Origin of the sequence: Microbacterium suaedae (assembly GCF_003254645.1) — a bacterium.
GTDB lineage: Bacteria > Actinomycetota > Actinomycetes > Actinomycetales > Microbacteriaceae > Microbacterium > Microbacterium suaedae.
Window position 1 is genome coordinate 167,047 of sequence record NZ_PNFD01000003.1, and the last position, 26,498, is coordinate 193,544.

Below are 26,498 nucleotides of genomic sequence, written 5' to 3' on the forward strand. Positions count from 1 at the left end.
GTTCACGTCCGGGCGCGCGGATCAGCTGCCGTCGGCTGATCCGCCGGAGAGCTGTGGATCCGCGGGCGGACGAGGGGCCGACAGCAGCGCGGTGAGTCCGTCGAGCGACGGCTCGACCGCCTCGGCCGGGAGGTGGCCGGTGGCGATCAGCTGGGCGAGCCCGTGCACGAGGGCCCAGACGCCCGCGGCTGCCCCCTCCTGCACCGCCGGGTCCGCATCGCCGAGTCGCGAAGCGACGAGCTCGGCGATCAGCTCCTCATTCTCGGCGATGAGCGGCCCCATCTCGGCCGTCGGCTCACCGGGCACGCAGATCTCCGGATCGAACACGATCCCGAAGCCCGCGGGCGCGTCGAGCGCATACGCGACGTACGCGCGGCCGACGAGGCGGAGGCGCCGATCCGGGTCGCTCTCCTGCGCGGCTGCCTGCTTCTGCGCGTCGAGCAGCCGCCGCATGTGCCGCTCGGCGAGACCCCTCATCACGGCGATGCGATCCGGGAAGTGGTGGTAGGGCGCGTTGTGGCTGACCCCCGCGCGCCGAGCGACTTCGCGGAGGCTCAGGGCGCCGGATCCGCGCTCCGACAGCAGCGCGTCCGCGGCATCGAGCAGCGCCCGCCGCAGATCGCCGTGATGGTACCGCGCTTCCGATGTTGACACGAGCCAGATTCTCCCACATCATGACAGTGTCCAGTTTGTGGGCACTGTCCAGATCATGTCAGGAGGAACCATGTCCGCGCTCGTCATCGACGGCCACCCGAACCCCGATTCGCTCACGGCCGCGCTCGCGCGTCGCTACGCCGAGGCGCACGGCGACGCGCGCCTCCTCGCCGTGCGCGATCTCACCTTCGACCCGATCATGCGCCGGGGATATCGAGGAGAACAGCCACTCGAGCCCGATCTGCGCGCAGCCCTCGACGATCTCCTCGCCGCCGACCACGTCGCCGTCGCGACGCCGGTGTGGTGGGCGTCGACCCCCGCGCTCCTCAAGGGATTCCTCGACCGAATCCTCCTCCCGAAGATCACCTATCGCTACCGGTCGAATGGACTGCCCGAGGGGCTCCTGCGCGAGAAGACGGGGCGGATCCTCATGACGAGCGACTCGCCGAGGTGGTTCCTCTCCTTGACCGGCGACCCGGCGGTGAAGCACCTGAAGAATCAGACGATGCAGTTCTGCGGGATCCGGCCCGTGCGCCTCACGCGCTTCACGGGTGTACGCGAGGCGGACGATGCGCGCCGCGCGAACTGGCTCGAGCTCGCAGCGGCCGCCGGCGCCGCCGATGCACGGCGCTCCACCCGGTCCGCCGCCGCGCCCGCTTCCCTGACGCGTGCGTGAGGCGGCGCCTCAGACCCACACCTGCCCGGGCCGCGCCCGCTTCCCTGACGCGTGAGGAGGCGGCACCTCGGACCCACTCCCGCTTCCCTGACGCGCGCGTGAGGCGGCGCCTCGGACCCACGCGCCACGAAGGCGACGGCGCCCGGGCCCGCGAAACGACCTCGACGAGCTCTGACGCCCTACCCGGAAAGAACGCGTTCGCTCACGATGCGTGCCGTGGCGACAGGATCCATGCCGTGATCGCGCGATTCGGACACGACGAGGAACTCGGCGTCCGGCATCGCGTCGCGCAGCAGCTCGAATGCTCGCACGAGGACCGGGAAGGTGGGATCCCCGCGCAGGATCGTCACCGGCAGGGATAGCTCCCGCATTGCCACGGTCGGCGCCGCGAGATCGCGGGTGAGCGTCGCGTCGTAGACGGCCGACTGCGCGAGCGGGACGAGCGATGCGAACAGCGGGCTCTGCCGGATCTGCTCGATCAGCTGCTCAGGCAGACCCACAGCCTCCCGCTGGAAGAGGACGACCGCCTCGGCGGCCTCACCGTCATCGATGAGCCGCTGCAGCCGATCGGGAAGTCGCGGATCCGACGTCCGCTCACCGAACGAGAACGGCGGCTCGGAGAGGAACAGGCGCGAGACGGGCAGGCCCGACGCCGTCGCGAAGTGCGCGAGCACGGCGCCCGAAGAATGTCCGAGCAAGGCTGCCTCTCCTCCCACCGCCTCGATCACGGCGGCGAGATCCTCGACCTCGCGCTCGATCGCATACGGCGCTACGTCGCCACTCTCGCCCCGCGCGCGACGGTCCAGGGTGATGCCCTGCAGGCCGGATTCACCGAGCGCGCGGGCGAGGGGCACGGCAGCATCGGACGCCGAAAGCGCCCCGCCGACGATCACGACCGGCGGACCGTCGCCGTGGCGCCCGAAGGCGATCGGGGCGCCGTCAGCCGACATCGTGTGATCCATGCGGATACCGTGCCATGCTCGCGGCCCTCGCGGTACCCACTTGTGCGATGCGCATCGAGGTCGGACGGCGTCGGTCCTGTGCGCCGCCCACGGACGACGAGGCTCCCCTCGCGCTCGAGGGCTACCGTGAGTGCATGCCACTCGATTTCCGCCAGGTCGATGTCTTCAGCACGGACCCGCTCCAGGGCAACCCCGTGGCCGTCGTCCACGGGGCCGACGGTCTGACCGACGAGCAGATGGCCGCGTTCGCGCGATGGACCAACCTCTCCGAGACAACGTTCCTCCTCGCGCCGACGCACCCCTCGGCCGACTACCGCCTGCGTATTTTCACCCCGGGTGGTGAGCTGCCGTTCGCGGGCCACCCAACGCTCGGATCCGCGCACGCGTGGCTCGAGGCCGGAGGCGCGCCCCGCACCGGCGACATCGTGCAGGAGTGCGAGATCGGCCTCGTGACACTGCGCCAGGAGTCGGGCCGTCTGGCATTCGCCGCCCCTCCCCTCGCGCGCTCAGGACCCGCCAACGAGGAGCTCCTGGTGCGTATCGCGACATCGCTGGGCGTTGAACGCGGAGCGATCGTCGACGCCGCGTGGTGCGACAACGGCCCCGGTTGGGTCGGCGTGCGCCTCGCCGACGCGCAGGCCGTTCTGTCCCTGCACCCCGACTTCGCCGCGCTGCCAGTACCGGTGGGGGCCGTCGGCCTCTACGGCGACGGCGCCGAATGTGCGATCGAGGTGCGCGCATTCCTCCGGCCAGAGATGGGGCCGACCGAGGATCCCGTGACGGGCTCCCTCAACGCCGCCATCGGCCAGTGGCTCGCGGGATCTGTCCTCCCCGATGAGTACGTGTCGAGCCAGGGCACGGCGCTCGGACGCCGCGGCCGCGTGCACGTGCTCCGCGACGGCGACGACGTGTGGGTCGGCGGCGTCACGACGACGACCATCCGGGGCGAACTGACGATCTGAGCGCGGCCCGCACAACACAACGCAGTCAATCCGCAGGCGATGACGCTCGAACCGGCCACATCGGGCGTCCTGCGGACGAATTGACTGCGTCATGTTGTGCCGGCAGTGTCCGACGGCGACAACGGTACGTGCTACCGACCTACACGACGACGCCATTTTTCGTTCTCTTGGTGCCCGAAACCGGTTCAGATGCATGCGAGCGGGAGAATTGGCGTCGTTGTGCAGAACGAGAACCCGTCCTGGCGAGCGGCCCTTCGGGGACACCCCACCCGCCGCCCGGGGGAACGCCCCCGAATCAGTCCGAGTTCCGTCGCCAGGCTCGACCTCGGCGCCGAGCCGAACCTAGCCTCGCCACATGCCGACCTCGCAGCCCGCCCCGCTCCCCTATGCCGCTACGGGTGCACTGCCAGCCTGGGCGCCGCGATTCCTCATGACCGCCGGCGTCGCCGTCATGGCGATCGTCGTCGCGATCTGCCTGCCGTTCTGGCTCACCGACCTCGGCTCCGAGATCCTCGCCGTCGCGACGCCTGCCCTCCAATGGATCCCATTCCTCGCGATCCTCATCGTTCACGCGATCCTCCGGCCCGGCGTGCGATTCTGGCGCTGGAGTGCGATCGGCGTGCGTCCGCTCGGACAGACGCTCGGCGCCGCGGGAATCGCGCTGGCCGTGTTCACGATCGTGCCCCTCGCCACCATCGTCGCGACGGCATCTCTCGGCCTCGTCGACTACTCGGTCGTCGAGGGCGCTGGCACGGCCGCGCTGCTCGTGCTTCCTTTCTCGATCGTGTGGATGCTGTTCGCGTTCGGCGAGGAGGCGGGGTGGCGCGGGTACATCCAGACGACGCTCGCGCCGCTCGGGTTCTGGGGATCCACGCTCATCATCGGCGGATTCTGGGCCGCCTGGCATCTTCCCGTCGCGCTGACCTACTCGCTCGACGGGACGATGCCGATGCGCGTCGTGGTGACGACGACCGTGAACCTGCTGTTCGCGGCGGTCGCGATCAGCGCCGTGCGCTACCTGGGCGGATCCGTGTGGCCGGCCGTCTTCGCGCACGCCGTCATGAACACGATGGGCCAGTTCGCCTACAGCAACCTCATCACACCGCTCGCCGATCTCGACACCCCCACGTACTGGGCATTCCACGGCGTGAGCTGGACGATCTGGGCCGCCGTCGCGATCGCGGTCGGGAAACTCGTGCGCCGACGTGCGGCCCGCTGACGGAGCCCGTTCCACGAGTGATCAGTCGTCGGACGCGCCGAGGGCGGGGGCGATCGCGTCTCCGATCCAGTCGGCGAGGACCTCGTCGGGCGGATCCGTGAGGGATGTCGTTCGCCCGCGCGCATCGCTCCGAACGCCCGACCGTTCGAGCCCGGCTCGCGTCCGAGGCGCCCCGCCCCCCTCTTTGCGGAGGCGCTGTCCGCGCTTGGCGACGCGTCGGAGCCCTTCGCGGCGGAGATCCGCGGGGCCGCCGCGAGCCTCACGCCCCGACTCACCCTTCGTTTCTGGCTCATCCCTACCGGTGTGCCATGGAGAGATGTGCCAGAAATGAAGGGTTGGAGGCGCCGGATCGGCCGTTCGGCCGATGCGCCGCCGCCCCGGTAGCGCGAAGATCGAACGCATGAGCCCCCGGAAGCCCTTTGTGCCGCCGCGGTTCGTCGTGTCGACCGCGTGGCGGATCCACCGCGCCATCGCCCGGCGCGGACCCGGCCGCGGGCTCTGGGAACCGGGCGCGCGGAACGCGTGGGGCGCGCTGACGCTCACCACGACCGGCCGCCGCAGCGGCGACCCGCGCATCGCGATCGTCGGCTACCTCGACGACGGCGACGCCCTCCACACCCTCGCGATGAATGGGTGGCGCGAGGGGCACCCCGCCTGGTGGCTCAATCTGCAGTCGGATCCGCGCGCCCGAGTGGCGATGCCCGACGGATCCGCGCACGACGTCGTCGCGCATCGCGCGACCGACGCCGAGCGCGACCGCCTCTGGCGCGAGTGGCAGCGGATCGACCCGCAGATCGACGACCTCGCCGCCCGCCGCACCACCCCAACTGACATCGTTGTGCTCGTGCGGGCGTGACACCTCACTCCGCGCGGGCCACGGGCTGCTGCAGCTCCGTCACCCACTCGCTCTGATCATGGTCGGGTTCCGCCCGGACGTAGAACTCGCGGCACGGGCCTGCCGCCGCGATCCCAGTGACGCAGCATGCGATGCGTCACCTGGCCGATCTGCGCGAGGGCTCCGATGGACAACATGTATGCCACGCTCCCGTCTTCCACTGTGTCAGGGTCAAGTATCCGTGCCCAGCGTCGCCCCTCACACCGCGGATGACGGGAGGATCGGATCCATGAAGACCGACCTCAAGAAGGCCCTGCCCGCGTATCGAGCGCCGCGCGGGCGGTTCGAGATCGTGACCGTTCCGCCGATGCGCTACCTCACGGTCACGGGATCCGGAGATCCGAACACCGCCGCCGCGTACCGGGAAGCGCTCGAAACGCTCTATCCCGTCGCGTATCGCCTCAAGTTCCGCAGCAAGCAGGAGCTGGATCACGACTACGTCGTGCCGCCCCTCGAGGCTCTGTGGTGGGCCGACGACATGCGCTTCTTCACAGAGGCGCGCGATAAGTCGGCATGGCGCTGGACCGCAATGATCCTCGTGCCCGACTGGATCCCCACCGAGCTCGTCGACGAGGCGCGTCGCGACGTCGCCCGCACGGGCGCCCCCTCTCTCGACCTGCTGCGCGTCGACGACCTCGACGAGGGGCTCTGCGTGCAGACCCTGCACATCGGCCCGTACGACGCGGAGGGCCCCGTGCTCGAACGCATGCACGACGACTTCGTCCCCGCGAACGGCCTGCGCATGACGGGCCGGCACCACGAGGTATATCTCGGCGACGTACGTCGCGCAGCCCCCGAGCGGCTGCGCACAATCCTCCGCCAGCCGGTCGAGCGCATCAGCCGCGCCAGCAGCCCGAGAAGGTGACCTGCCCCTGAGCGACAGCGCGGACCTTCATCGGGGACCGACGGGGCCGGTCGTGATCTGCGCGCACCACAGCCCCTCAACCGATTCGCGACATCACAACGCAGTCAATCTGGCCGAACAACGCCGGCTTCGGTACAGCGAACGGCGCGGAGAGAGGCAGATCGACTGCGTCGTGCGTCACTCGCCCGACGAGCCGAACATCCGGGCCGAGGCGTCTTGCTCCGCGAGGCGACGCAGCGCCGCGAGCAGCGGCTCGACGAGGATCGCCCCCAGAACGGCATACCGCAGGGCCGCCCCCGGCTCTTCGGGCATGTGCGCGAGCTCGGCCTTACTCACCTCGGACGACGCGGCCAGGTAGGCGTCCATCACCCCATCCGGCACCACGAATCCGGCGTCGGCAAGCGCCGCGAGGGCGCGGGCGAGCTGCCCCACCTCGGGACTCGCGGGATCGATCACCCACCCCGCCCTGGCGATGAGCTCATGAGCGGGCGACTCGTCGACGGTGTCCGCATCGTCGTACATGGCACTTTGCGCCGCCCCCAGCGCGGCGAACATGTCGTCACCCGGCGCGTCGATCACGCAGAGCACCTTGCGCGCCTGGGCGACCGACAGTCCCCCCTGGCCGAGGAGAGCGCGAACGAGACGCAGCCGATCGACGTGCGCGTCACCGTACTGCGCCTGCGTCGAGGATGTCAGCTCCCCCTGTGGCACGAGCCCCTCGCGCAGGTAGTACTTGATCGTCGCCGTCGTGACGCCGGAACGACGAGCGAGCTCGGAGATTCTCACACGGACCCCTTGACATAAGATAGTTTCACTATCCATTATTGGAAAGTGACACTTCCCATTATGGCTGCATTCACGAGGGGGCCGAGATGAAACCCGTGCCGGGGCGGATGACCCACGACTACGACGGCGAACTCATCGTGTTCCTCATCGGCATGCGCATCAACCGCTGGTCGCGCGTGCGCGATTGGCTGCCGACCTTCCGCGCGATGCCGCCGATGATGCGCGAACTCGCCACCGATCCCGATTCCGGCATGGTCGGCTATCGCCTGTTCGGCCTGCCGCGCACGCCGACCGTCCTGCAGTACTGGACGAGCCTCGACAAGCTGTACGACTACGCGTCCAACCCGCAGGCGAAGCACCGCCCCGCCTGGGGTGAGTTCAATCGTCGCGCTCGGACGGCGGGCGACGCCGTCGGCATCTGGCACGAAACCTTCGAGGTCGCGCGCGCTGAGACCTTCTACTTCGCGATGCCGCCGACCGGTCTTGCCGCCGCAACGGACATGACACCCGTCACGAAGGCGCACGCCCGGGCCCGCGACCGCATCGCCAGCTGAGCACCGCAACATAATGCAGTCAATCTGGCCGGAGACAGCCGGGTTCGCTGCGGGAAACCCCTCCGGGCCCGCAAATCTCCTGCGTTGTGCTCGGCAGCTCCGGTGCGGGACCTGCTTTCGCGGGTGATCAGTCGTCGGACGCGCCCAGCGCGCGGGCGATCGCGTCCCCGATCCAGTCGGCGAGGACCTCATCGGACGGATCCGTGAGGGCCGCGAACGGCGCGGTGCGCCCACCCGGCATCGTGAGCCGGTGGGCTCCCCGCTGGAGGGCCGTGTCGAGCGACTCTCCCCCGCCGACGGGAAAGAACACCTCGTCGCCCGAGACGCCGACAGCGATCCTCCCGTTCACGAGGAAGGCGATCGATCCCATCATCCGCTTCTCGTCGACGTCTCCGGCCGCCTCGACGATCGCGCGCACGCGATCCGCGATCTCGGTGTTGTACGCCATGCGGCGAGCGTAGCCGACGCCGTCGGTGGCTCAGCGCCGAGCGTCGCGATAGACCAGACGCCGCAGGAGGATCTCGGCGGGGCCGCGCCAGCCCCGCGTCTCCCACACGGCGGACAGCAGCAGGGTCACAGCCCATACGCCGATCGCGTACAGCGCCATCTGCGTACTGCCGAACACGCCACCGAGGCCGAGACCCCAGCCGGCGAGCACGGGCGCACAGAGCACCGACTGCATGAGGTAGCTCGATAGCGACCGCTTACCAACGGCGGCGATCGCACCCGTCAGGCCGAGGCGAGTCGGCGTGGCACGCTCATTGCGACGCCGCTCGATCGCGGCCCCGATGAGACCGAACAGCGCGGCGTACCCGATACCGGCGAAAGCCCCGGAGACTGCCGAGAGCCCCGCGAACATCCACGAGGCGTGCAGAGGCAGCGCGATCACGTCAAAGTGCACGAGCATCGCCGGGACGCCCCCGAGCCAGCCCACCGCGACGCCCACGATCGCCGTGCGACGCAGCAGGCTGAGGTGCGCGCCGGGGTTCTCGAGAATCCCCCGCCGCGCGGCCCAGAACGCCACGAGGATCATGATCGGCACGACGAGCCCGATGAGCCCCTGCCCGACAACGATGGCCGGCCAGAATGCGGCGCGCTCGCCCATCGAGAGGAGGTAGTTCTCCTGCCCCTGCGTCGCATGAAGGTCGGGCCCCATGATCGTCGATGGATCCAGCGGGATCATGCCCACGGCCCATGCCGCAGGGATCGAGATGAAAGCCCCGAGCGCGAGCAGCCCAAGAAGGACCCACGCCCAGACGAGTAGCGTACGGTCCCTGCGCCGCAGGAAGAGCCACACGAAGATCAGGCCCGCGAGGCCGTACGCGCCGAGCACATCCCCCATCCACAGCAGCACCGCGTGAACGAAGCCGAAGACGAGCAGCCAGGCGTTGCGACGCTGCAGCAGGCCGCGAACGGCGTGTTCGTCGACCCCGGCCCCGACCTGACGGCGGTACATCTGCACGATGCCGTATCCGAAGAGGAAGGCGAAGAGCGGATAGGTGCGCCCGTCGATCGCGACGATCGTGATGGCCTGCACGATCTGGTCGAGCAGGGAACCGCCTTTCGGATGCGCACTAGTGAGGCCCGTCTCGGCCGCTCCCCACAGATAGAAGGGCGCGTTGGCGAGTGCGATGAACAGCAGCGCGAAGCCGCGGGCCAGGTCGGGCGAGATGCTGCGCTCTGCGGCGCGCACCGGACCGCGAGCGATTGACGAGCTCATGGATTCTCCGATCGTGAGACGGAACCAGAGTCGCAGAACCGCAGCTCCGCGCACATCCCCCTGAGGGCGGATATCGCGCGACCCTCTCCTTACCGGGTGCGGCTCCCGCGCGGCCGCATTCAGAACGGAGGCGCGACGTTCACACAAGGGGCGTCGCCGGACGTTCGCCTGTTCGTCGTCTCGGCGCGAGGTACGTCACCATTCCGACAGATGAAGATAACGGAATGGTCACGACAGCCCGCCAGGGTGAGGCGTGGATCCTCTTTCTCTCGAACTTTGGAGTTCCCCATGCGCATCCGCCACCTCATCGGCGCCACCGCCGTCACCGCTCTCGGCCTCTCACTCACCGCCCTCCCCGCGAACGCGGCGCCCGCCGAGGATCGCGGCCAGCCCGAGCACGTGTCGACGACCGTGATCGCCCACCGCGGCGCCTCGGCCTATGCGCCCGAGAACACGCTCGCGGCGTTCCGCGTCGGGATCGAGCAGGGATCCTCCCTCATCGAGTCGGACGTCCAGATGACGAAGGACGGCGTGCCGATCCTCATGCACGACACCACGCTGTCGCGCACGACCGACGTCGAAGATGTCTTCCCCGACCGTGCGCCGTGGCGGGTCGGAGACTTCACGCTCGACGAGATCAAGCAGCTCGACGCCGGCAGCTGGTTCGGCGAGGAGTTCGCGGGCGAGCCCGTCCCGACGCTCGACGAGATGGTCGAGCAGGTGCGCGGCTCGCGCTCCGGCATCATCATGGAGCTGAAGAGCCCCGGCCTCTACCCGGGAATCGAGGAGGCCGTGCACGGCGTTTTCGACGACCACCCCGGCTACCTCACGTCGGGAATCGCCTCCGGGCGACTGTCGGTGCAGAGCTTCGACTGGGCATCGATGGAGCGGTACAACGAGATCGCCCCTGCGATGCCGACCGGGCTGCTCGGAACCGTCCCCGTGGACCAGCTCGACGAGTACAGCGAGTGGGCCGACGAGATCAACCCGCACTACTCGGCGATCACCCCCGAGTACGTCGACGAGATCCACGCAGCCGGCATGGTCACGAACGTGTGGACCGTCGACGACCCGACGATCATGCACGCCCTGCTCGACGCGGATGTCGACGGGATCATCAGCAACGTCCCCGACGTCGCGTTCGACACGCTCGACGCGCGCAAGTGATGCGTGGCGCGGGGCCTGCGCCGTCAGGCCCCGCGCGCGCCCGCGTCGGTCACGGCGACATCGGAGCGGTCGAAGCGCAGGTGCGAACGGCTCGCGGTCGGACCGCGCTGACCCTGATAGCGGTTGCCGTACGCGCCGTACGACTTCTCTGCGGGAGACGACAGCCGGAAGAAGCAGAGCTGGCCGATCTTCATCCCGGGCCAGAGCTTGATCGGCAACGTCGCCATGTTCGACAGCTCGAGCGTCACGTGCCCCGAGAAGCCGGGGTCGATGAACCCCGCCGTGGAGTGCGTGAGCAGCCCGAGTCGACCGAGCGACGACTTCCCCTCGAGGCGCGCGGCGACGTCGTCAGGCAGCGTCACGGCCTCGAAGGTGCTCGCGAGCACGAACTCGCCAGGGTGCAGGATGAATGCCTCTTCCGGCTCGACCTCGACAAGGTGGGTGAGGTCGGGCTGGTCCTCGGCCGGATCGATGAACGGATACTTGTGGTTGCTGAACAGCCGGAAGTACCGGTCGATGCGCACGTCGACGCTCGACGGCTGCACCATCGCACGGTCGGACGGTTCGAGGGCGATGCGCCCGGCGTCGAGCTCGGCGGTGATATCGCGATCGGAGAGCAGCACGTAGGTGAGTCTACGGCGTGGGACCGGCGGATTCCGCATGCGCCCCACAGCTCGAGACCGGTCAGCGCAGGGTTTCGCGGGGCGCGTCTCGTTTGCACGAGAACATCCCGGCCTGTAGTCTCGTGACACCCCTCTGTTCCGCACTATGACGCGGATCGCGGGGTACGGGGCTGTAGTTCAATGGTAGAACTTCTGCTTCCCAAGCAGACAGCGCGGGTTCGATTCCCGTCAGCCCCTCCACACTCACCCGCCGCGCGTTTCCCTCTCGGAAACAACACCCTCGAGCAGATCCGCCAGCGAACGGAGCCGGATCGCGACCTCGCGACCGAGTTCGGTCAGCTCGTACTCGACGCGCGCGGGGATCACGTCAACCACCTCGCGCGAGACGAGACCGTCGTGATCGAGCGCCTGCAGCGTCTGCGAGAGCATCTTGTCGCTGACGCCGTCGACCCGCCGGCGCAGCGCGTTGAACCGGTAGGTCCCCTCGAGAAGCGCGAGCAGGGCGAGCGAGGCCCACTTCGAGGTGACGTCATCGAAGATCGCCCGCGACTCGCAGTCGCGCGCGAACACGTCCGCCACCAGCTCGACGCTCGGCTGCGGCTCGTCGATCTCTGCGTTCCGCACCGACATAGTGACCTCCCGGCGCATCCGCGCCACTCACTCGATGATACAACCGCTTCTTCCATGTATAGTACTCACTAGAAGTTAGTACACACTGATAGGAGAGCAACATGTCGACGATCTACGCCGTCACCGGAGCATCCGGGCACCTCGGACACCGCGCCGTCACCGAACTCCTCGCGCGCGACGTCTCCCCCGAGAACATCGTCGCGATCGCCCGCACGCCCGAGAAGATCTCCGACCTCTCGAGCCAGGGCGTGCAGGTCCGCGAAGGCGACTACACGAAGCCCGACACGCTCCGCTCCGCACTCGCGGGCGTCGACCGCCTGCTGCTCGTGTCGGGCAGCGAGGTCGGGCAGCGTTCCGTCCAGCACGCCGCGGTGATCGAGGCGGCGAAGGCGAACGGCGTGGGCCGCATCGTCTACACGAGCATCCTCGGCGCCGACACGACGCAGAACCCACTGGCTCCCGAGCACGTCGAGACCGAGAGCGCGCTGCGCTCGTCGGGTATCGCCCACACGGTCCTCCGCAACGGGTGGTACATCGAGAACTACACGAGCCAGGCACAGCAGTACCAGGAGACCGGCGCGATCCTCGGCGCGACCGGCGGCGCGAAGGTCTCGGGCGCAGCCCGCGAGGACTACGCGATCGCGGCCGCTGCCGCGCTGCTCGACGACGCCACGGACGGTCGCGTCTACGAACTCGGTGGTGCCGCGTTCAGCTTCGACGAGCTCGCCGAGGCCATCGGCGAAGCCACGGGAACCACCATCGCGCACAAGGATCTCCCCGCCGAGGAGTACACCGCGGCGCTGATCTCCGCAGGCCTCGACGAGCAGACGGCCGGCTTCCTCGCTGCGCTCGACGCGACGATCGCCGCCGGAGAGCTCGAGACCGACAGCGACGATCTCGCTCGCCTCATCGGTCGCGCCCCGACGCCGATGGCCGACGTGGTCCGCGCCGAGCTGGCCTGACGCCAACAGGATCCGCGCGCCCTTCGACGACGGGAAGCACCGAGCAGATGCAGAAGAAGACGAAGATCATCGCGGCCGTCGTGGCCGCGGGCATCGTGGTGGCCGGCGTGGCCGCCGTCGCGGGGCCGATCGTCTACCGAGACGTCATGGCCGGAGAGGCGGCGTCCGCGCCCACCATCTCCCCCGCCCCGGAATCCGCGGGAGATCCCGCGGATCCGGCCGACGTCTCGGGCACCTGGAGCGTCACTGATGGCTCGGAGGCCGGGTACCGGGTCGACGAGGTTCTCAACGGCACGGACGTGACCGTCACAGGGCGCACGAGTGAGGTCGCCGGCGAGCTCGTCGTCGACGGCCTCACTCTCACCGAAGCCGAGATCACGGTCGACGTCGCCTCGATCGCCACCGACTCCGCGCAGCGCGACGCCTACTTCCGGGATACGGCCCTGCGCGCAGGCGAGTACCCCACCGCGAGCTTCTCGCTCACCGAGCCGGTGACCGCGGACGAGGTGCCCACCGGCGGCGTCCAGACATTCGAGGCGACGGGCGAGCTGACGATCGCGGGCGTCTCGAACGAGGTGAGCTTCGAGCTGCAGGCCGCGTTCGACGGCGCGGAGGGGCAGCTGGCCGGCGCCATCGACATCGTCTTCGCCGACTACGGTGTCGAAGCCCCCAACCTCGGTTTCGTCTCGGTCGAGCCGGCCGGCGCCGTCGAGTTCCAGCTCACCGTGGCGCGGGGCTGATCCCGCGATTCCATCCACAACACAACGCAGTCGATCCGGCCCACACGGGCCCAGCCGACCCAGTTCTCGGCCGGGCCGGCCCAGATCGACTGCGTTGTGTTGGTGGGGGTGGCGGAACTCAGCCCCGCGTCACGCGGAGAGTGCGCACCTCGAAGGGGGTGAGCGTGATGTCCGCAGGATCCGCCGGAGCGATTACGTCCTCGATGAGGCTCGCCTCCCGCACCTCGGCTCCGGGCACGTCGATCGACACCGATCCGGTCACGCGACGGCCATGCGGCTCGTACACCCGGACGATGAGGTCGCCCGAGCGGTCGGCCGCGAGCTTGACGCCCGAGACCACGATGCCGTCCGAGACCGACACGAGCGGCGCGACCGGGGATCCGCTGCGCTCCCGCGCCGGCAGATTGAGCGCGAGCCCCGCCGCGGTCGCGTCCTCGATCGTCGATCCGACGACGAGACCGTAGCGGTGCGTCTGCGCGCCCTGATCGGTCTCGGGATCCGGGAACCGCGGCGCGCGCAGCAGCGACAGCCGCACGGTCGTCGTGACGCCCGCATCGGGATCCGCGTCTCGCGTCACGTCATAGCCGTACGTCGAGTCGGTGACGAGGCTCGCGCCGAAGCCGTACTCGTCGATGTGCACATAGCGATGCATCGACGTCTCGAACTTTGCGGCCTCCCAGCTCGTGTTCGTGTGCGTCACGCGCCGGGCATGCCCGAACTGCGTCTCGGCGGCCGTGTGCTCGGCCTGGATCGCGAGGGGGAAGGCGAGCTTGAGGAACTTCTCCGTCTCGTGCCAGTCGGTCTCCTGCGCGAACTCGAGCGTGCGGGAGCCCGGGCGCAGCGTGATCTCCTGCGAGACGCGCGACGCGGAGAACGAGCGCTCGACCCGCACCACGGCGGATCCGTCGACGAGGCGGGCCTCGAGCGAATCGACGCCCGTGAGGTCGTGGACGCGGTTGCGGTAGAAACGGTCGACGTCCCACGCGTCCCACATGTTCGGGAAGTCCTGATGCATCTGCAGGAGGTTCGCAGGCCTCCCGTCGGGGATCGCGTCGCGGCCGGTCGCGAGGTCGACGGCGCTCGTAATGAGTCCCTCCGCCGAGATCGCGACCCGTACGAGCTCGTTCTCGAGCACGAAGCCGCCCTCCGACTCGTCGAGTCGCACCTCGCCCGAGGCGGCGCGAAGCGGCGCGGCCGCGAGCCCCGGGACCCCGTCGCGCGCGAGCGGCGACGCGTTGAAGACGACGCGCTCCTCACCGGATCCTGCGAGGAGCTCCTGCGCCCGGTCGATGAGCGCCGTGGCCGCCTCCGCCACGCGCGCGTACTGCTCGACGGCCTCGCGATGCACCCACGCGATCGAGGTCCCGGGGAGGATGTCGTGGAACTGCTGCAGCAGCACCTGCTTCCACAGCTCGTCGAGCTCGTCGTGCGGATACGCGGCCCCCGTGCGGACGGCGGCCGTCGCCCACCACAGCTCGGCCTCGACGAGCAGATGCTCCGTGAGGCGGTTGCCCTGCTTCGTCTTGTGCTGGCTCGTGAGCGTCGCGCGGTGCAGCTCGAGGTACAGCTCGCCCACCCAGACGGGCGGGTGCGGCATCTCGCCCTTCGCTCGGTCGAAGAACGCGTCCGGATGCTCCCAGCGCACGCGCGCGCTGCCCTCGAGATCGGCGAGGCGGCGCGCCTTGCCGGTCATCTCACGCGTCGTTCCCCCGCCGCCATCCCCCCAGCCGACAGGCGCGATCGATCCGGAGGCGACGCGCGACTCGCGGAACTGACGCGACGCCTTGGCGACCTCCTCGCCCGACAGCTGCGAGTTGTAGGTGTCCATCGACGGGAAGTGGGTGAACATCCGGGACCCGTCGATGCCCTCCCACGCGAAGGTGTGGTGCGGGAACTTGTTGACCTGGTTCCAGGAGATCTTCTGCGTGAAGAACCACTCGAATCCGGCACGGCGCATGAGCTGCGGAAGCGCGGGCGAGTAGCCGAACGAGTCGGGCAGCCAGACGCCCTTCGAGCGGATCCCGAACTCCTCTTCGAAGAATCGCTGTCCGTAGAGGAACTGACGTACGAGAGCCTCGCCCGTCGGCATCACCGTGTCCGACTCGACCCACATCCCGCCGAGGGGAAGGAAGCGTCCCTCAGCGACGGCGGCGCGCACCTTCTCGTAGACCTCGGGGCGGTGCTCCTTGATCCACGCGTACTGCTGTGCGCTCGACATGCCGTACTGGAAGTCGGGCTCCTCCCCGAGGAGCTCGGTCATCGTCGAGGTCGTGCGGGCGACCTTCCGGATCGTCTCGCGCACGGGCCACAGCCATGCGGAGTCGATGTGCGCGTGGCCGACAGCAGAGATCTCGTGTGCGCTCCCCTCGGCGGGCGCTGCGAGGGCGGGTGCGAGCGCGGCGCGCGCATCGGCGGCGGTCTCCGGGATCCGCTGCAGATCGAGCCTGTCGAGCGCATCGTCGAGCGCCTGCAGGATCTGCATGCGACGCGGCGACGACTCCGGAAGCTCGGCCTGCAGCTCGAGAAGCACCTCGATGTCGAGCGCGAGCTCGTGCACCTCGGGTTCGAGCACGGCGAGGTCGAAGTGGCGCGTCGTATACAGCGGCTTCGGCGAGGAGGTGCGGACGTCACCCTCCTGCGTCGGCAGGAAGGGGTGGTAGTCGAGGAGCACGGGATTGGACGCCGCCTCGATGAAGAACTCGATCTCCTCTCCCCCCTCGGCGGCCTCGGCGACGCGCACCCACTGATTGCGCGGATTGAGCGACTTGACCGGCTCACCGCCCGGCAGATAGACGAGGCCCTCGCACTGGAAGCCCGGCATGTTGATGTCGAAGCCGAGATCGACGAGGGCCTCGACGCGTCGGCCCGCCCACTCGCTCGGAATGGTCCCCCGCAGGCGGAACCAGGTCGTGCCCCAGGCGGGCCCCCACGGGGATCCGGCCTCGAACGGCTGGTAGTCGAGCGCAAGCCCCTCGGCCGGCGGAATCGGCTCGCCGGGCAGTTCGTGCCAGGCGATGTCGAGCGGCAGGCGCGCGCTGTGGATGGCGGGCCGGATGCGCTCGTTCAGGACGCGGGTCGCGCGTCCGGTCGTGAGCGGGATGTCGTCGTGCATGAGGGTGTTCGGTCCCTTCGTCGGGTGGATCAGGAGGACATCGTCGCGGCGGCGCCGCCGCCCGTCGGGGAGGATACGCCGGTGCCGAGCCGCCCGGCTTCGATGAGATGGCGGATCCCGCGAGCGGCGAGGAGCGGCTCGTCGTGTGCGCGCGAGCGGAGGACGATCTGCGGCCCGGTTCCCGTGGCAGAGGCGGCCCGCATCCACGCCTCGAAGAATCCGCCGCCCGGCGCGCACCGCGCGCGGTATCCGGCGGAGTCGTCGAGGACGAGCGCGGTTTCGACGGGGGCCGGCTCCGGCGCGGAGCGCAGCTCGCGGGCGAGTTCGGCGAACGCGCGTCCTGTCGGCTTGATCCGCCCGTTCTCGTCGATCAGCCCCAGGTCGTATTCGACCGGGGGAAAGTCGAGCATGCTCCGCGCCACGTCGTGCGAGCACCACCAGGTGATCCCGGACAGGCCGGCGACACCGGCCGCGTGGCGAACGGTGCGCTCAACGAAATCGACCGCGTCGTATGGGTCGACAACCGTCTCGGGAACCCCGACCTCCTGAAGCCATACTCGCCGGTCGCCCGAGGTGTGCCAGGCGGCCGCGAGCTGCACGAGGTACTCGGCGTGGCGCACGGACCCCGTCCCCAGGCCACCGTGGCGCTGTGCGGCGCCGTTGAAGACCCACGAGTGCACGACGGTCTCGTCGCCGAGCTCCGCCGCGTGACGGGGAAGGAACGGCTGGCGCTCGTCGTACCACGTGGCGTCGTAGCTCGCGTGCGTGATGAGCCCGGTTCCCGCGTCGCGCGCCGCACCGAGCAGCCGCCTCAGCCAGGCCTCGGCCTGTGAGGCGTCGATCCCATGCGGATCCGGATGCGGGCGGGCTGCGAACTGGCTCACCTCGTTACCGAGGGTGAACCCGAGGACGTTTCCCCTTTCGGCGAGCACCTCGCCGAGCGCGCGCACGTACGCCTCCTCCCCCGCAATGACGTCGGGATCCGTGAAGATGTTGCGCTCGTGCCATGTCGACACCCAGGACGGGAGGAAGTCGAAGCTCGACAGGTGCCCCTGCAGTGCGTCGACGTTCACGTCGAGGCCGAACTCGGCCGCGACGTCGATGACCGTGCCGACCGCGGCGAGACCGGCGGGGCGGATGAGCCCACGATTCGGCTGGATGAGATCCCAGAGGGGGAAGATCCTCACATGGTCGACCTCGAGCTGCGCGATCTGGGAGAAGTCGCGCCGCACCGCGTCGGCGTCGAAGTCGAGCCACGAGTGGAACCAGCCCTCGCGAGGGGTGTAGTTGACGCCGAACCTCATCCTTTGACGCCGCCTTCCTCGACGCCCTTGAAGAAGTGCCGCTGGAGCACCGCGAAGACGATCGCGATCGGGATGAAGGCGATCATGGAGCCCGCCGCGATCATGCGCTGGTCGTTGGCGAACGTTCCCGAAAGGTACTGCAGACCGATCGTCAGCGTGAACTGATCGGGGCTGGTCAGGACGATGAGCGGCCAGAGGAAGTCGTCCCAGGCGCCGATGAAGCTGAAGATCGCGATGACCGCAACGGTTCCCTTGACGGACGGCAGGGACACGAACCAGAAGCGCTGCAGGGCGTTCGCACCGTCGATGACGGCGGCCTGATCGATCTCCTCCGGCAGCATGCGGAAGGCGTTGTACATGAGCAGCACGTTCAGCGTCGCGATCATGCCCGGCAGGGCGACACCGAGCAGCGTGTCGGCAAGGCCCACGTTCCGGATCGTCACGAAGTTTGCGATGATCGTCGCCTCGCCGGGCAGGATCAGGGTCGCGAGGAACAGCCCGAGGACGGCCTTCCGCCCACGGAAGCGGAGGCGGGCCAGGGCGAATCCGGCAAGCGTCGAGAAGATGACGTTGCCGCCCACTGCGAACACAGCGACGAACAGCGAGTTGCCGATGAACTGCCACACGGGGATCGCGTCCAGGACGCGCGCGTAGTTGTCGAGCGTCGGTTCGCTCGGCCACAGCTGCGGAATGCGCGTGTAGATGTCCTCGCTGGTGCTCTTGAGCGATGTCGAGAGCTGCCAGAGGAACGGTCCGATCGAGATCAGCAGCACGAAGATGAGCAGCGCGTAGCGCGCGATGCGCTCTCCCGGCCCCATGCGGCCGAAGCCGCGGGCGCGGCGACGCGGCGCCTGCGTCGTGCGGACGGCGGTGGCGGTCATGTGTCCCTCCTGCTGTTGATCCTCGCGAGGATGAGCATCGGCACGAGCGTCACGAAGAACATGAGGATGCTGAGGGCGCTCGCGTAGCCCAGATCACCCGTGAAGCCGCGGGAGTACTGCTGGATGAGCATGACCATCGTCATCGCCTCACCGCCCGCGCCTCCGGTGCCGCCGGTCATCACGAACACCTCGCTGAAGACACGCAGCGCCGAGATGCAGACGAGAACCGCGATGAGGAGCATGGCTCCGCGAACGGCCGGCAGCGTCACGACGAAGAACCGCCGGATCGCCCCCGCTCCGTCCATCGCCGCCGCCTCGTGGAGGTCGCGGCTGACGTTTCCGAGGGCCGCGAGGTAGATGATCATGTAGTACCCGAGCCCCTTCCACACGGTGAGGCTGACCGCGCTGAGGATGATGAGCCACCGATCGGTGAGGAACGGCAGCGGCTCCTGGATGATCGACAGCGCCTGGGCGAGCCCGTTCACGAGCCCGCGGTCGTCGAGCATGAACGTCCAGATCAGTGCGACGACCACAGCCGAGGCGATGACCGGCGTATAGAACGCCGTGCGGAAGAACGTGATGCCGGGCAGCTTCTTCTCGACGAGGATCGCGATCAGCAGCGGCAGGAGCGTCAGGAGCGGCAGGCACACGAGCATGAAGACGATGCTGTTCAGCAGCGCGCCGACGACCTGGTCGTCACGCAGGAGGTACGAGAAGTTCTCGAACCAGACGAACTCCTCGTTTCCGCCGAGCGGCTTCGCGTTCGTGAACGCCATGCGGATCGTGTTGAGGGACGGCCAGATCGAGAACACGAGGAGCCACAGCAGCGCGGGGGCGAGCAGCAGCCAGGGCGTGAATCGCCGAGTCGTGCTCGTCGGCCCGCGGCGCTGAGCGAACCGGGGAGCGACGAGGTGCGTCGTCTCCGGAGCGGACGGGCGCCCCGCGGCCGGCGCCTGGCCGACCGCGGGGAGGTTGCTCACGGACATGCTTCTCCTACTGGCGCGCGAGAAGGTCGTTGAGCTTCTCGACGGATGCGTCGAGCGCCTCCTGGCCCGAGATGTCGCCGCGGATCGCGAGCGCGATCTGCTGATCGAGGTAGGTCTTCATCGCGTCGTTCACGATGTACGGCTGAAGAACCTCGGCGGTCTCGAGCGAGGCGAATGCGGTCACGCGCGCCTCGCCGGCGGGCGTGCCGTCGGGCTCGGAGAAGTAGGGATCCTCCTCGGAGCCCAGCGTCGACGGGAACACGTTCGCGATGTGCGCGAACTCGTTCTGGTTGTCGGCGTTCGTGATGAACTCTCCGAAGGCGACGGCCGTCGCGAGCTCGTCGCTGCTCGCCGACACGCTCACGCCCTGCACATACAGCGGCGAGATGTTGAGCGCGGGCCCGACGACGACGTTCCCCGTGAGGCTCGGATTGTTCTTCTCGAAGTCATTGATCGACGTCGCGGTTCCCGTCGTCCACGCCACCTTGCCCTCGGTGAAGAGCTGCGAGTTTCCGAGGTAGTCCGAGCTGAGCACGCTCGACGGCATCTCGCCGTTCGCGTACGCCTCGGCGTATCGGTCGAGGATCGCGGCCGCCTCCGGGGTGTTGAAGACGAACTCGGTGCCGTCTTCGTTCAGGATCTCGATGCCCTCGAGCGTCAAATCGCCGATGCCCGGAAGCCGGCTGTGGAGCTGCATGTCGGAGCAGTTCTCGGTCAGGATCGACGCCTGCTCGAAGAGCTCGTCGGTCGTTGTCGGCGGGTTCTCCGAATCGAGTCCGCACGCGTCGAACTGCTCGGCGTTCCAGTAGTTCACGTCCGTGCCGAGGTACCACGGGTAGCCGTAGACGCCGTCGACGCCGGGGAACCGGAACGCCTCGACGGATCCAGCAACGTAGGTCGCCTCCATATCGGTCGACTGGCTCACGTCGTGGAGCATGTCCTGCTGCGCGAGCGGCAGCGCGAAGTCCGGCGGCAGATTGACGACGTCGGGAAGCGTGCCGGTCGATGCCTGCGACAGCACCTTCTCGGAGTAGCCGTCGCCCGGCTGGTCGATAAGCTCGACGCTGGCCCCCGGGTACTCGTCCTCGAAGGCGGCGATCGCCTCGTCGAGGTACTCCTGATAGGTGGGCGTGAGCGACCAGGTCTGGAAGCTGATGCTGCCGTCGACGTCGCCGGAGGCGTCGGCACCGTCTGCGGGTGCCGATGACGAGCAGCTCGCCAACAGAGCCGCGCCGGCGAGCATGCCGAGTCCCGCGAGGAGCGGGGTGCGTGTGAACTTCATGGTCATGCAACTCCTTCGTGTGCAGTGGGATCGCGCCTCCGACATCCGCGATGCTGGCGTCGGCGAGGCGACGGCCCTATAGTGAGAGACTAAACCGGGTAAGTCAATACCGGAGTTAACCGGTTGAGGAAAGTCGGAGGAACACGATGGAGAGTCACCGCAAGCGCGCCACGCTCAACGACATCGCGCGCCGCCTCGGCGTCTCGAAGGCAGCGGTGTCCTTCGCGCTGAACGACCGTCCGGGCGTGAGCAGCGAGCTTCGTGCCCGCGTGCTCGAGACTGCGGCCGAGATGAACTATCGACCGAACTCCGCAGCGCTCGCGCTCGGGAGCTCGCGCGTCGACGTCATCGGCCTCGTGATCAACCGCCCCGCACGAACGCTCGGAACCGAGGCGTTCTTCCCCGAGCTCATCGCCGGGATCCAGGCGGGGCTCACTGCCACCCACACCGGTCTCCAGACCCTCGTCGTCTCGTCCCTCGAGGAGGAACTCGCGGCCTACGACGCCTGGCAGTCCGCGCACCGGGTCGACGGCGTGGTCCTCGTCGACCCGCGACGCCAGGACGCACGGGTCGCGCGCCTCGCCGAGCTCGGCCTTCCCGCCGTGCAGATCGGCAGCCACCCCAGCGCCGACCCCTCCGTTCCGAGCGTGTGGATCGACGACCACGCCGTCGCCACGGCGCTCTTCGCGCAGCTCTTCGAACTCGGCCACCGGCGCATCACGCACGTAATGGGTCGACTCGAGTTCGAGCACACCGAGCTGCGCCGACACGCTCTCCGCGAGTGCGCGGAGGCGTACGAGGACGCGATGCCCGATTCGGTCGAGACCGACTACTCGGCACAGCAGGCGGCGCAGGCCACGCGGGATCTCCTCGCCCGCGACGATCGTCCGACAGCGATCGTGTACGACAACGACGTCATGGCCCTCGCGGGGCTCCGCGCCGCGGACGAGCTCGGGATCGACGTGCCCGGCGATCTCTCCCTCGCGAGCTTCGACGACTCGGTCGCGATGCAGCTCGTGCGCCCCTCGATCACCGCGCTCACGCGCGACACCTACGCCCTCGGCGAGCTCGCGGCGCGCACCCTCATGAGGCGCATCGATCAGGATGCCCCCGTGCCGTCGACCGCGGCGCTCGCGCCGACCCTCTCGATCCGCGAGAGCACGGCAGCCGTGCGCTGACGAGATCCCGACTGGCCCGAAAGCGTGCCGTCACGGCAGCCTTCTCGAGGACTCTCACGCGATCCGCCCCGTCAGACGAACGCCTCGACCTGGGCGAGAAACACGGGCCCCTCGGCGATGAACCGGATGGTGGCGAGCGCCACACCACGATGCTCCCGGATCCGAAAGGGCCGCGTCTGACCCGGATCGGCGAAGGTCTCGTCGCGAGCATCGAGCGAGACCGCGCGCCCGTCTGTCGTCACACCTTCCACGCGCCAGCGGGCGACGACAGCCTCAACCGGACGCGCCGGGAAGGGCGCGGGTCCACCCGCAAGGGTGACGGTGTACATGCCGACCGCGCCCGGGGCGGCGAGCGCGAGCTCGACCGCGTCTCCCGCCGTGAGCTCGCGCACCGTCTCCGCCGTATCGTCCGTGACCGTCCCCGGAACCGTCGCCAGCAGATCGCGCGCCGGCGCGGCGACGCCGAACTCGCGCGAGAAGGACGAAGGACGCGATCCTCCCGCCCAGCCGACCGGCTCGTCGGAGAGTTCGAAGTCGATCCGGCGGGCACGGCGGATCACCTCTGGCGGTACGGAGATCCGGCTCCAGGGATCCCCGTCGATCCGGACCCCGCGAATGTGCGGCGCCCCCGCGTTCTCGGCCGCGATGACGAGCGGATCCGCGCGCCCCTCGATCCGGAGATCCACCCGGGGAAGGAGGGGCGGCGAGAGGACGAGCTCGCCCGAGCCGGGAACGAGCGGGTACAGGCCGAGCACCGAGAAGAGATACCAGGCCGACATCTCACCGTTGTCTTCATCGCCCGGATACCCCTGCCCGATCTCGGATCCGGCGAAGAGCCGATCGCGCGCCTCCACGACGAGACGGTGCGCGTCGTCGTGTCGCCCCGCAAAGCAGTACATGAAGGGGATGTGATGGGCTGGCTGGTTCGACAGGCCGAGCATCCCCATCCGCACATCGCGGGCTTCCGACATCTCGTGGATGACGAATCCGTAGGATCCGACATTCGCCGGATCGGCCGTCTCGGACGCCCCAAAGAAGGCGTCGAGCTTCGCTCCGAGCGCCTCCTCGCCCCCGTGGAGGTCGGCGAGGCCAGCCCCGTCGTGCGGCGCCGTAAAGGCCGTCCCCCAGGCGTTGGTCTCGGTGTAGTCGTGCCCCCATTCGGCGGGGTCGAAGTCGTTGTCGGCGACCCGCCACACACCATCCGGGCGGCGCCCGAGGAAGAACCCGAGCCGCGGATGGAACACGTCCCGGTACGACAGGGCGCGGCGCGCGAGGTATTCAGACTCCGTCTCGAGCCGCTCGCGCCGGTCCGGATCAACCGCGTCATCCGCAAGGGAGCGCGCGAGCCGCGCCGCCGATGCGTCGTTGATCGCGTTGTCGAGGGTCCACGAGAGCCCCTCGTGGGTATCGGTGTCGACGTATCCACGGAAGCGCGCGGATCCGAGGCCCTTGCGGCCGACGCGCGGATCGGACGCCGGCACCGTCGCGTGGCGCAGCGCCGACGCGTACGCCTCCTCGCGGCGCAGGGGAACCCCCTGTGCGGCGAGCCCCGCGAAGACCGTGTCGCTCGTCGTCCCCGTCATGCAGTCGACGGGGCCGGGCGCGCTCCATCTCGCCACCCAGCCCGCGTCGGCGGCGTGCTGCACGAAGCCGTCGGCGAGGGCGCCGGCCGTGGGCGGCGCGAGCAGGCCGAGCAGTGGCCACGCCGTCCGGTATGTGTCCCAGAAGCCGTTGTTGGCGCTGTACCGCCCTCCGCGGACGTCGCCGCCGACGGGGCTGCGATAGCGGCGGCCATCCGTCGCGGGCTCGTCGTGGGCGATCGGGGAGGAAAAGACGCGCGTGAGCGATCCGGCGATCGAGCGCATCACGTCGGCCGGCACGGCGTCGGGATCGGGGATCTCGATCCGGCCGAGCGCGGAGCGCCATGCGTCGGCCGCGCCGCTCAGCAGGGCGTCGATTCGGCCGTCGGCCCGCGCCGCTCCCGGCAGATCTTGCTGCCCGCGAGTCTCGGCGCACCGCCCGACCGCGTTTCGCCGCGCCTGCTCGGCATCGATCGTCGAGACACCCACGACGATGTCCGCGTGGTCGACCGCGATCCGCACGGATCCGCGGAGCTTCCCGTCGACATGCGTGAGGTCGACGAGCTCCGGGTTCGGGACCACGGCGTGCACGTGATGGTCGGGCCCCTCCCCCGCATCCCGCAGACGGACGTCGAGGTGGAGCACTTCGTCCTCGACTGCCCACCGCGCGGAGACCGCCTCGCCGAGGTGGTCGACGACGACCGAGAGCGTCCCGGTGTCGGAGCGGAACCGCATCCCGACGACGTGATCGCCGGCGGTGATGAGGGCCTCGATCCGGCCGTCCGCCCCTCCGAGTTCGACCCGATACGCATCGGGCCCCGCGTGCTCGCCCGCGCGCTCGAAGGCCAAGGCGCGCGCCTCCCTGTCGATGTCGGGCCGCGCCAGCGGGCTCGGCATGAGCTGGAAGACGCCGCGGTCGCCGATCCAGGGGCTCGGGATCCGGCTCGTCGCGAAGGCCTGCAGCGCCGGGCGGGCCATCTGGAAGCGGTACGGCCAGTTGCCGGCCGAGGCGTCGGTCATCGGCAGCGCGAAGACACCGCCATGCGGGAGACCGGCGACGGGCGCCGTGTTGCCCCGGGAGAAGCGATCGGAGGAGTGCGTGCCGCGGCGCGTATCGACCCATCCCAGAAGGTCTGCGGGGCGCGGCGGCGCCGGACGGACGGTGACGTCGCCGAGGAACACCTCGACGGCTTCGTCTGCACGCCACGCGGCGCGCACTCCGCGGATCCGCCTCCCCTCGAACGCGGTGAGGTCGACGATGCGGCGGTTCCACTGGTCGACCCAGAGCCGCTTCGCGTCTGCCTGCGCCTCGGGAGCCACCGCCGTTCCGTGCTGATCGGATCCGCCGGCGCTCAGGACGGATCCGTCGTCGAACACGACGTCGACCGCGAAGGCCGTGGACGCCCAGCGGTCCGCGATGCCGGCGACGGGCAGGATGTCGCAGACCAGCTCATCGCCGGCCTCGACGAGGACGCCCTCGAGACCCGGGATCGCGACGGTGCCGGCACCGGGCGGGAGCTGGAGCCGCAGGCAGCGCTCGGGATCCGGTTCGGCGGTGGCGGCCGGAGCGAACGCGGGCACGCCTCTCGTGAGGGAAGGCGACGAGGACGACACGCGATGATCGTTCCGAACTGAACCGCTTTAGTCAAGCGGTGCCCACTCCACCCGCACACACGACGCTCCCCGACCACTCTCTCGAGCGGAGTGGTCGGGGAGCGTCACATGAACCGGACCGGCCGTCAGCCCACGTAGACCGTCTCCTGACCGCTCAGCTCCCGCGTGAACGACGAGAAGTACGCGCTGTGGTCACCCGCTGTGAGGTTGTAGGTGACGTAGACGCCGTACCCGTCGTCGACGGTGCGTTCCGCGAGCGACGCCGCCGCGGCCGCGGAGGTGCGGGTGAGATCGACCGCGGCCGCGCCGAGATCCGACCGATCGACCGTCGGGAACTGCGGCGGGTTGTACTGGCCGTAGTAGGGGTTCCAGATGTAGTCGATCTTGTCGATCGTCGCCGCAGGCGCGTTCTTGAGCGTCGCGGCGGTCGCCCCGATGTCGTACAGCGAGATGATGCTGTGCGGGGGAAGCTCCGCATCGAGCGCGTCGACCAACCACGCCGCCGAATCTGCGTTCGCCGGGGGCACGTCACCAGATCCGTACTGCACCCATTCGTCATCGATGTCGACGCCGTCGAGCCCATATGTCTCGACGACCTCGGCGACGTCGGCGGCGAACGCCTCGGCGGCGGCCTGCGACGGGAAGTTCGCGAAGCCGGAGGCATCGTGGTTGCCAAGAAGGGACAGCGTCACCTTGATCCCCTTGTCCTGCAGGGGCCGGATCTGCGTCGCCGCATCGTCGAGCGTCGCCTGCACCTGATCGTTGAGGTGCAGGTACGCATCGCCCGCCTCATCGGTGTTGATGTTCGCGGCGAAGATGATCGCGACATCGAGGGCGTTCGAGCCATCCTCGAGCTCATAGTCACCGGCGAGACGCAGCTCGTTGCTGTTCACCTCGACGTACGCGACCGTCAGCGGGTCGTCGTTTCCCGTCGCGGCGAAGGCGCGCTCGGAGGCCTGGTCGGCCGGTACACCCGGGAATCCCGGTGCGGCCGCGGCCGGCGCACCTATCGCGGCGACCGCGCCCATGGCGGCGACCGCGGCGGCGATGAGCGTGCGGCGGGCGCGCAGAGGGAAGCTCGTGGTTCTGGACATCTGATCTCCTCTTCGAGTTCATGGCCGACGGGCCGCCGGACCACAGCGAACG

Annotated in this window: 24 protein-coding genes and 1 tRNA gene; 11 read left to right on the plus strand and 14 right to left on the minus strand. The window is 69.3% G+C overall.

The window, feature by feature from the left end; all coding sequences use genetic code 11:
• Window positions 1–21: 21 nt before the first annotated feature.
• Window positions 22–654, minus strand: coding sequence for a TetR/AcrR family transcriptional regulator (locus tag C0012_RS15590; protein WP_110589895.1), 633 nt, complete (start codon window positions 652–654; stop codon window positions 22–24).
• 70 nt (window positions 655–724) lie between these two features.
• Here C0012_RS15590 and C0012_RS10295 point away from each other — a divergent pair, with 70 nt between their 5' ends.
• Window positions 725–1,330: an NAD(P)H-dependent oxidoreductase gene (locus C0012_RS10295; RefSeq protein ID WP_110589896.1), complete on the plus strand. Its 606-nt coding sequence runs from the start codon at window positions 725–727 to the stop codon at window positions 1,328–1,330.
• A gap of 179 nt (window positions 1,331–1,509) precedes the next feature.
• Here C0012_RS10295 and C0012_RS10300 read toward each other — a convergent pair whose 3' ends face one another.
• A complete protein-coding gene (locus tag C0012_RS10300) occupies window positions 1,510–2,292 on the minus strand; it encodes an alpha/beta fold hydrolase (protein ID WP_110589897.1) in 783 nt (260 codons plus the stop codon).
• Window positions 2,293–2,426: 134 nt separating this feature from the next.
• On the opposite strand from C0012_RS10300, the gene C0012_RS10305 reads away from it, so the two are divergent.
• The 4 genes from C0012_RS10305 (at window position 2,427) to C0012_RS10330 (ending at window position 6,233) form a co-directional block, all read left to right on the plus strand.
• Window positions 2,427–3,254 (plus strand): PhzF family phenazine biosynthesis protein, encoded by an 828-nt coding sequence (locus C0012_RS10305; protein WP_110590004.1) that lies wholly within the window; start codon window positions 2,427–2,429, stop codon window positions 3,252–3,254.
• Between the two features lie 355 nt (window positions 3,255–3,609).
• Window positions 3,610–4,473: a CPBP family intramembrane glutamic endopeptidase gene (locus C0012_RS10310; protein ID WP_110589898.1), complete on the plus strand. Its 864-nt coding sequence runs from the start codon at window positions 3,610–3,612 to the stop codon at window positions 4,471–4,473.
• Between the two features lie 400 nt (window positions 4,474–4,873).
• On the plus strand, window positions 4,874–5,329 hold the full coding sequence (locus C0012_RS10320; RefSeq protein WP_110589900.1) for a nitroreductase/quinone reductase family protein: 456 nt from the start codon (window positions 4,874–4,876) through the stop codon (window positions 5,327–5,329).
• Between the two features lie 268 nt (window positions 5,330–5,597).
• Window positions 5,598–6,233 (plus strand): GyrI-like domain-containing protein, encoded by a 636-nt coding sequence (locus tag C0012_RS10330; RefSeq protein ID WP_110589901.1) that lies wholly within the window; start codon window positions 5,598–5,600, stop codon window positions 6,231–6,233.
• A 177-nt stretch (window positions 6,234–6,410) separates the two neighbouring features.
• On the opposite strand, the gene C0012_RS10335 is transcribed toward C0012_RS10330, so the two are convergent.
• Window positions 6,411–7,019 carry a MerR family transcriptional regulator gene (locus C0012_RS10335; protein WP_110589902.1) on the minus strand — a complete coding sequence of 203 codons (609 nt, stop codon included), beginning with the start codon at window positions 7,017–7,019 and terminating at the stop codon, window positions 6,411–6,413.
• Between the two features lie 86 nt (window positions 7,020–7,105).
• Here C0012_RS10335 and C0012_RS10340 point away from each other — a divergent pair, with 86 nt between their 5' ends.
• Window positions 7,106–7,573, plus strand: a complete 468-nt coding sequence (locus C0012_RS10340; RefSeq protein ID WP_110589903.1) for a DUF4188 domain-containing protein — start codon at window positions 7,106–7,108, stop codon at window positions 7,571–7,573.
• Between the two features lie 127 nt (window positions 7,574–7,700).
• Here C0012_RS10340 and C0012_RS10345 read toward each other — a convergent pair whose 3' ends face one another.
• Together C0012_RS10345 and C0012_RS10350 are read right to left on the minus strand one after the other, a co-directional pair.
• Window positions 7,701–8,021, minus strand: coding sequence for a TfoX/Sxy family protein (locus C0012_RS10345; RefSeq protein WP_110589904.1), 321 nt, complete (start codon window positions 8,019–8,021; stop codon window positions 7,701–7,703).
• 30 nt (window positions 8,022–8,051) lie between these two features.
• Complete coding sequence (locus C0012_RS10350; protein ID WP_198411121.1) at window positions 8,052–9,293, minus strand: DUF418 domain-containing protein; 1,242 nt, start codon at window positions 9,291–9,293, stop codon at window positions 8,052–8,054.
• A 288-nt stretch (window positions 9,294–9,581) separates the two neighbouring features.
• On the opposite strand from C0012_RS10350, the gene C0012_RS10355 reads away from it, so the two are divergent.
• Window positions 9,582–10,460, plus strand: coding sequence for a glycerophosphodiester phosphodiesterase (locus tag C0012_RS10355; protein WP_110589905.1), 879 nt, complete (start codon window positions 9,582–9,584; stop codon window positions 10,458–10,460).
• Between the two features lie 23 nt (window positions 10,461–10,483).
• Here C0012_RS10355 and dcd read toward each other — a convergent pair whose 3' ends face one another.
• Complete coding sequence (gene dcd, locus C0012_RS10360; RefSeq protein ID WP_110589906.1) at window positions 10,484–11,083, minus strand: dCTP deaminase; 600 nt, start codon at window positions 11,081–11,083, stop codon at window positions 10,484–10,486.
• Between the two features lie 166 nt (window positions 11,084–11,249).
• On the opposite strand from dcd, the gene C0012_RS10365 reads away from it, so the two are divergent.
• Window positions 11,250–11,323 (plus strand) — tRNA-Gly (locus tag C0012_RS10365).
• 3 nt (window positions 11,324–11,326) lie between these two features.
• Here C0012_RS10365 and C0012_RS10370 read toward each other — a convergent pair.
• A complete protein-coding gene (locus C0012_RS10370; protein WP_232527881.1) occupies window positions 11,327–11,707 on the minus strand; it encodes a winged helix-turn-helix transcriptional regulator in 381 nt (126 codons plus the stop codon).
• A 107-nt stretch (window positions 11,708–11,814) separates the two neighbouring features.
• Here C0012_RS10370 and C0012_RS10375 point away from each other — a divergent pair, with 107 nt between their 5' ends.
• Window positions 11,815–12,675, plus strand: coding sequence for an SDR family oxidoreductase (locus tag C0012_RS10375; protein ID WP_110589908.1), 861 nt, complete (start codon window positions 11,815–11,817; stop codon window positions 12,673–12,675).
• A gap of 47 nt (window positions 12,676–12,722) precedes the next feature.
• Complete coding sequence (locus tag C0012_RS10380) at window positions 12,723–13,415, plus strand: YceI family protein (RefSeq protein WP_110589909.1); 693 nt, start codon at window positions 12,723–12,725, stop codon at window positions 13,413–13,415.
• Between the two features lie 118 nt (window positions 13,416–13,533).
• On the opposite strand, the gene C0012_RS10385 is transcribed toward C0012_RS10380, so the two are convergent.
• The 5 genes from C0012_RS10385 to C0012_RS10405 are packed head-to-tail and all read right to left on the minus strand — an operon-like array spanning window position 13,534 to window position 20,986.
• Window positions 13,534–16,527: an alpha-mannosidase gene (locus C0012_RS10385; protein ID WP_110589910.1), complete on the minus strand. Its 2,994-nt coding sequence runs from the start codon at window positions 16,525–16,527 to the stop codon at window positions 13,534–13,536.
• A gap of 29 nt (window positions 16,528–16,556) precedes the next feature.
• The gene (locus C0012_RS10390) at window positions 16,557–17,831 is read right to left on the minus strand and encodes a glycoside hydrolase 5 family protein (RefSeq protein ID WP_198411123.1); all 1,275 of its coding nucleotides are present in this window, start codon (window positions 17,829–17,831) and stop codon (window positions 16,557–16,559) included.
• Complete coding sequence (locus C0012_RS10395) at window positions 17,828–18,712, minus strand: carbohydrate ABC transporter permease (RefSeq protein WP_110589911.1); 885 nt, start codon at window positions 18,710–18,712, stop codon at window positions 17,828–17,830. The genes C0012_RS10390 and C0012_RS10395 overlap by 4 nt, the downstream gene beginning before the upstream one ends.
• Window positions 18,709–19,698, minus strand: coding sequence for a carbohydrate ABC transporter permease (locus C0012_RS10400; protein ID WP_110589912.1), 990 nt, complete (start codon window positions 19,696–19,698; stop codon window positions 18,709–18,711). The genes C0012_RS10395 and C0012_RS10400 overlap by 4 nt, the downstream gene beginning before the upstream one ends.
• A gap of 7 nt (window positions 19,699–19,705) precedes the next feature.
• Window positions 19,706–20,986, minus strand: a complete 1,281-nt coding sequence (locus C0012_RS10405; RefSeq protein ID WP_232527882.1) for an ABC transporter substrate-binding protein — start codon at window positions 20,984–20,986, stop codon at window positions 19,706–19,708.
• Window positions 20,987–21,126: 140 nt separating this feature from the next.
• Between C0012_RS10405 and C0012_RS10410 the strand changes: the two genes are divergently transcribed.
• Window positions 21,127–22,158, plus strand: a complete 1,032-nt coding sequence (locus C0012_RS10410) for a LacI family DNA-binding transcriptional regulator (RefSeq protein WP_110589914.1) — start codon at window positions 21,127–21,129, stop codon at window positions 22,156–22,158.
• 71 nt (window positions 22,159–22,229) lie between these two features.
• Here C0012_RS10410 and C0012_RS10415 read toward each other — a convergent pair whose 3' ends face one another.
• Both C0012_RS10415 and C0012_RS10420 read right to left on the minus strand, forming a co-directional pair.
• Entirely contained in the window at window positions 22,230–25,319 is a 3,090-nt protein-coding gene (locus tag C0012_RS10415) for a GH92 family glycosyl hydrolase (RefSeq protein WP_110589915.1), read from the minus strand.
• A gap of 158 nt (window positions 25,320–25,477) precedes the next feature.
• A complete protein-coding gene (locus C0012_RS10420) occupies window positions 25,478–26,446 on the minus strand; it encodes an endo-beta-N-acetylglucosaminidase H (RefSeq protein ID WP_110589916.1) in 969 nt (322 codons plus the stop codon).
• Window positions 26,447–26,498 lie beyond the last annotated feature (52 nt).

Bases quoted from the DNA above. Each gene is read 5' to 3' on its own strand.
- C0012_RS10295 (WP_110589896.1), top strand. From the start codon at position 725: ATGTCCGCGCTCGTCATCGACGGCCACCCGAACCCCGATTCGCTCACG.
- C0012_RS10300 (WP_110589897.1), bottom strand. From the start codon at position 2,292: ATGGATCACACGATGTCGGCTGACGGCGCCCCGATCGCCTTCGGGCGC.
- C0012_RS10305 (WP_110590004.1), top strand. From the start codon at position 2,427: ATGCCACTCGATTTCCGCCAGGTCGATGTCTTCAGCACGGACCCGCTC.
- C0012_RS10310 (WP_110589898.1), top strand. From the start codon at position 3,610: ATGCCGACCTCGCAGCCCGCCCCGCTCCCCTATGCCGCTACGGGTGCA.
- C0012_RS10320 (WP_110589900.1), top strand. From the start codon at position 4,874: ATGAGCCCCCGGAAGCCCTTTGTGCCGCCGCGGTTCGTCGTGTCGACC.
- C0012_RS10330 (WP_110589901.1), top strand. From the start codon at position 5,598: ATGAAGACCGACCTCAAGAAGGCCCTGCCCGCGTATCGAGCGCCGCGC.
- C0012_RS10340 (WP_110589903.1), top strand. From the start codon at position 7,106: ATGAAACCCGTGCCGGGGCGGATGACCCACGACTACGACGGCGAACTC.
- C0012_RS10345 (WP_110589904.1), bottom strand. From the start codon at position 8,021: ATGGCGTACAACACCGAGATCGCGGATCGCGTGCGCGCGATCGTCGAG.
- C0012_RS10350 (WP_198411121.1), bottom strand. From the start codon at position 9,293: ATGAGCTCGTCAATCGCTCGCGGTCCGGTGCGCGCCGCAGAGCGCAGC.
- C0012_RS10355 (WP_110589905.1), top strand. From the start codon at position 9,582: ATGCGCATCCGCCACCTCATCGGCGCCACCGCCGTCACCGCTCTCGGC.
- C0012_RS10375 (WP_110589908.1), top strand. From the start codon at position 11,815: ATGTCGACGATCTACGCCGTCACCGGAGCATCCGGGCACCTCGGACAC.
- C0012_RS10380 (WP_110589909.1), top strand. From the start codon at position 12,723: ATGCAGAAGAAGACGAAGATCATCGCGGCCGTCGTGGCCGCGGGCATC.
- C0012_RS10385 (WP_110589910.1), bottom strand. From the start codon at position 16,527: ATGCACGACGACATCCCGCTCACGACCGGACGCGCGACCCGCGTCCTG.
- C0012_RS10390 (WP_198411123.1), bottom strand. From the start codon at position 17,831: ATGAGGTTCGGCGTCAACTACACCCCTCGCGAGGGCTGGTTCCACTCG.
- C0012_RS10395 (WP_110589911.1), bottom strand. From the start codon at position 18,712: ATGACCGCCACCGCCGTCCGCACGACGCAGGCGCCGCGTCGCCGCGCC.
- C0012_RS10400 (WP_110589912.1), bottom strand. From the start codon at position 19,698: ATGTCCGTGAGCAACCTCCCCGCGGTCGGCCAGGCGCCGGCCGCGGGG.
- C0012_RS10405 (WP_232527882.1), bottom strand. From the start codon at position 20,986: ATGACCATGAAGTTCACACGCACCCCGCTCCTCGCGGGACTCGGCATG.
- C0012_RS10410 (WP_110589914.1), top strand. From the start codon at position 21,127: ATGGAGAGTCACCGCAAGCGCGCCACGCTCAACGACATCGCGCGCCGC.
- C0012_RS10420 (WP_110589916.1), bottom strand. From the start codon at position 26,446: ATGTCCAGAACCACGAGCTTCCCTCTGCGCGCCCGCCGCACGCTCATC.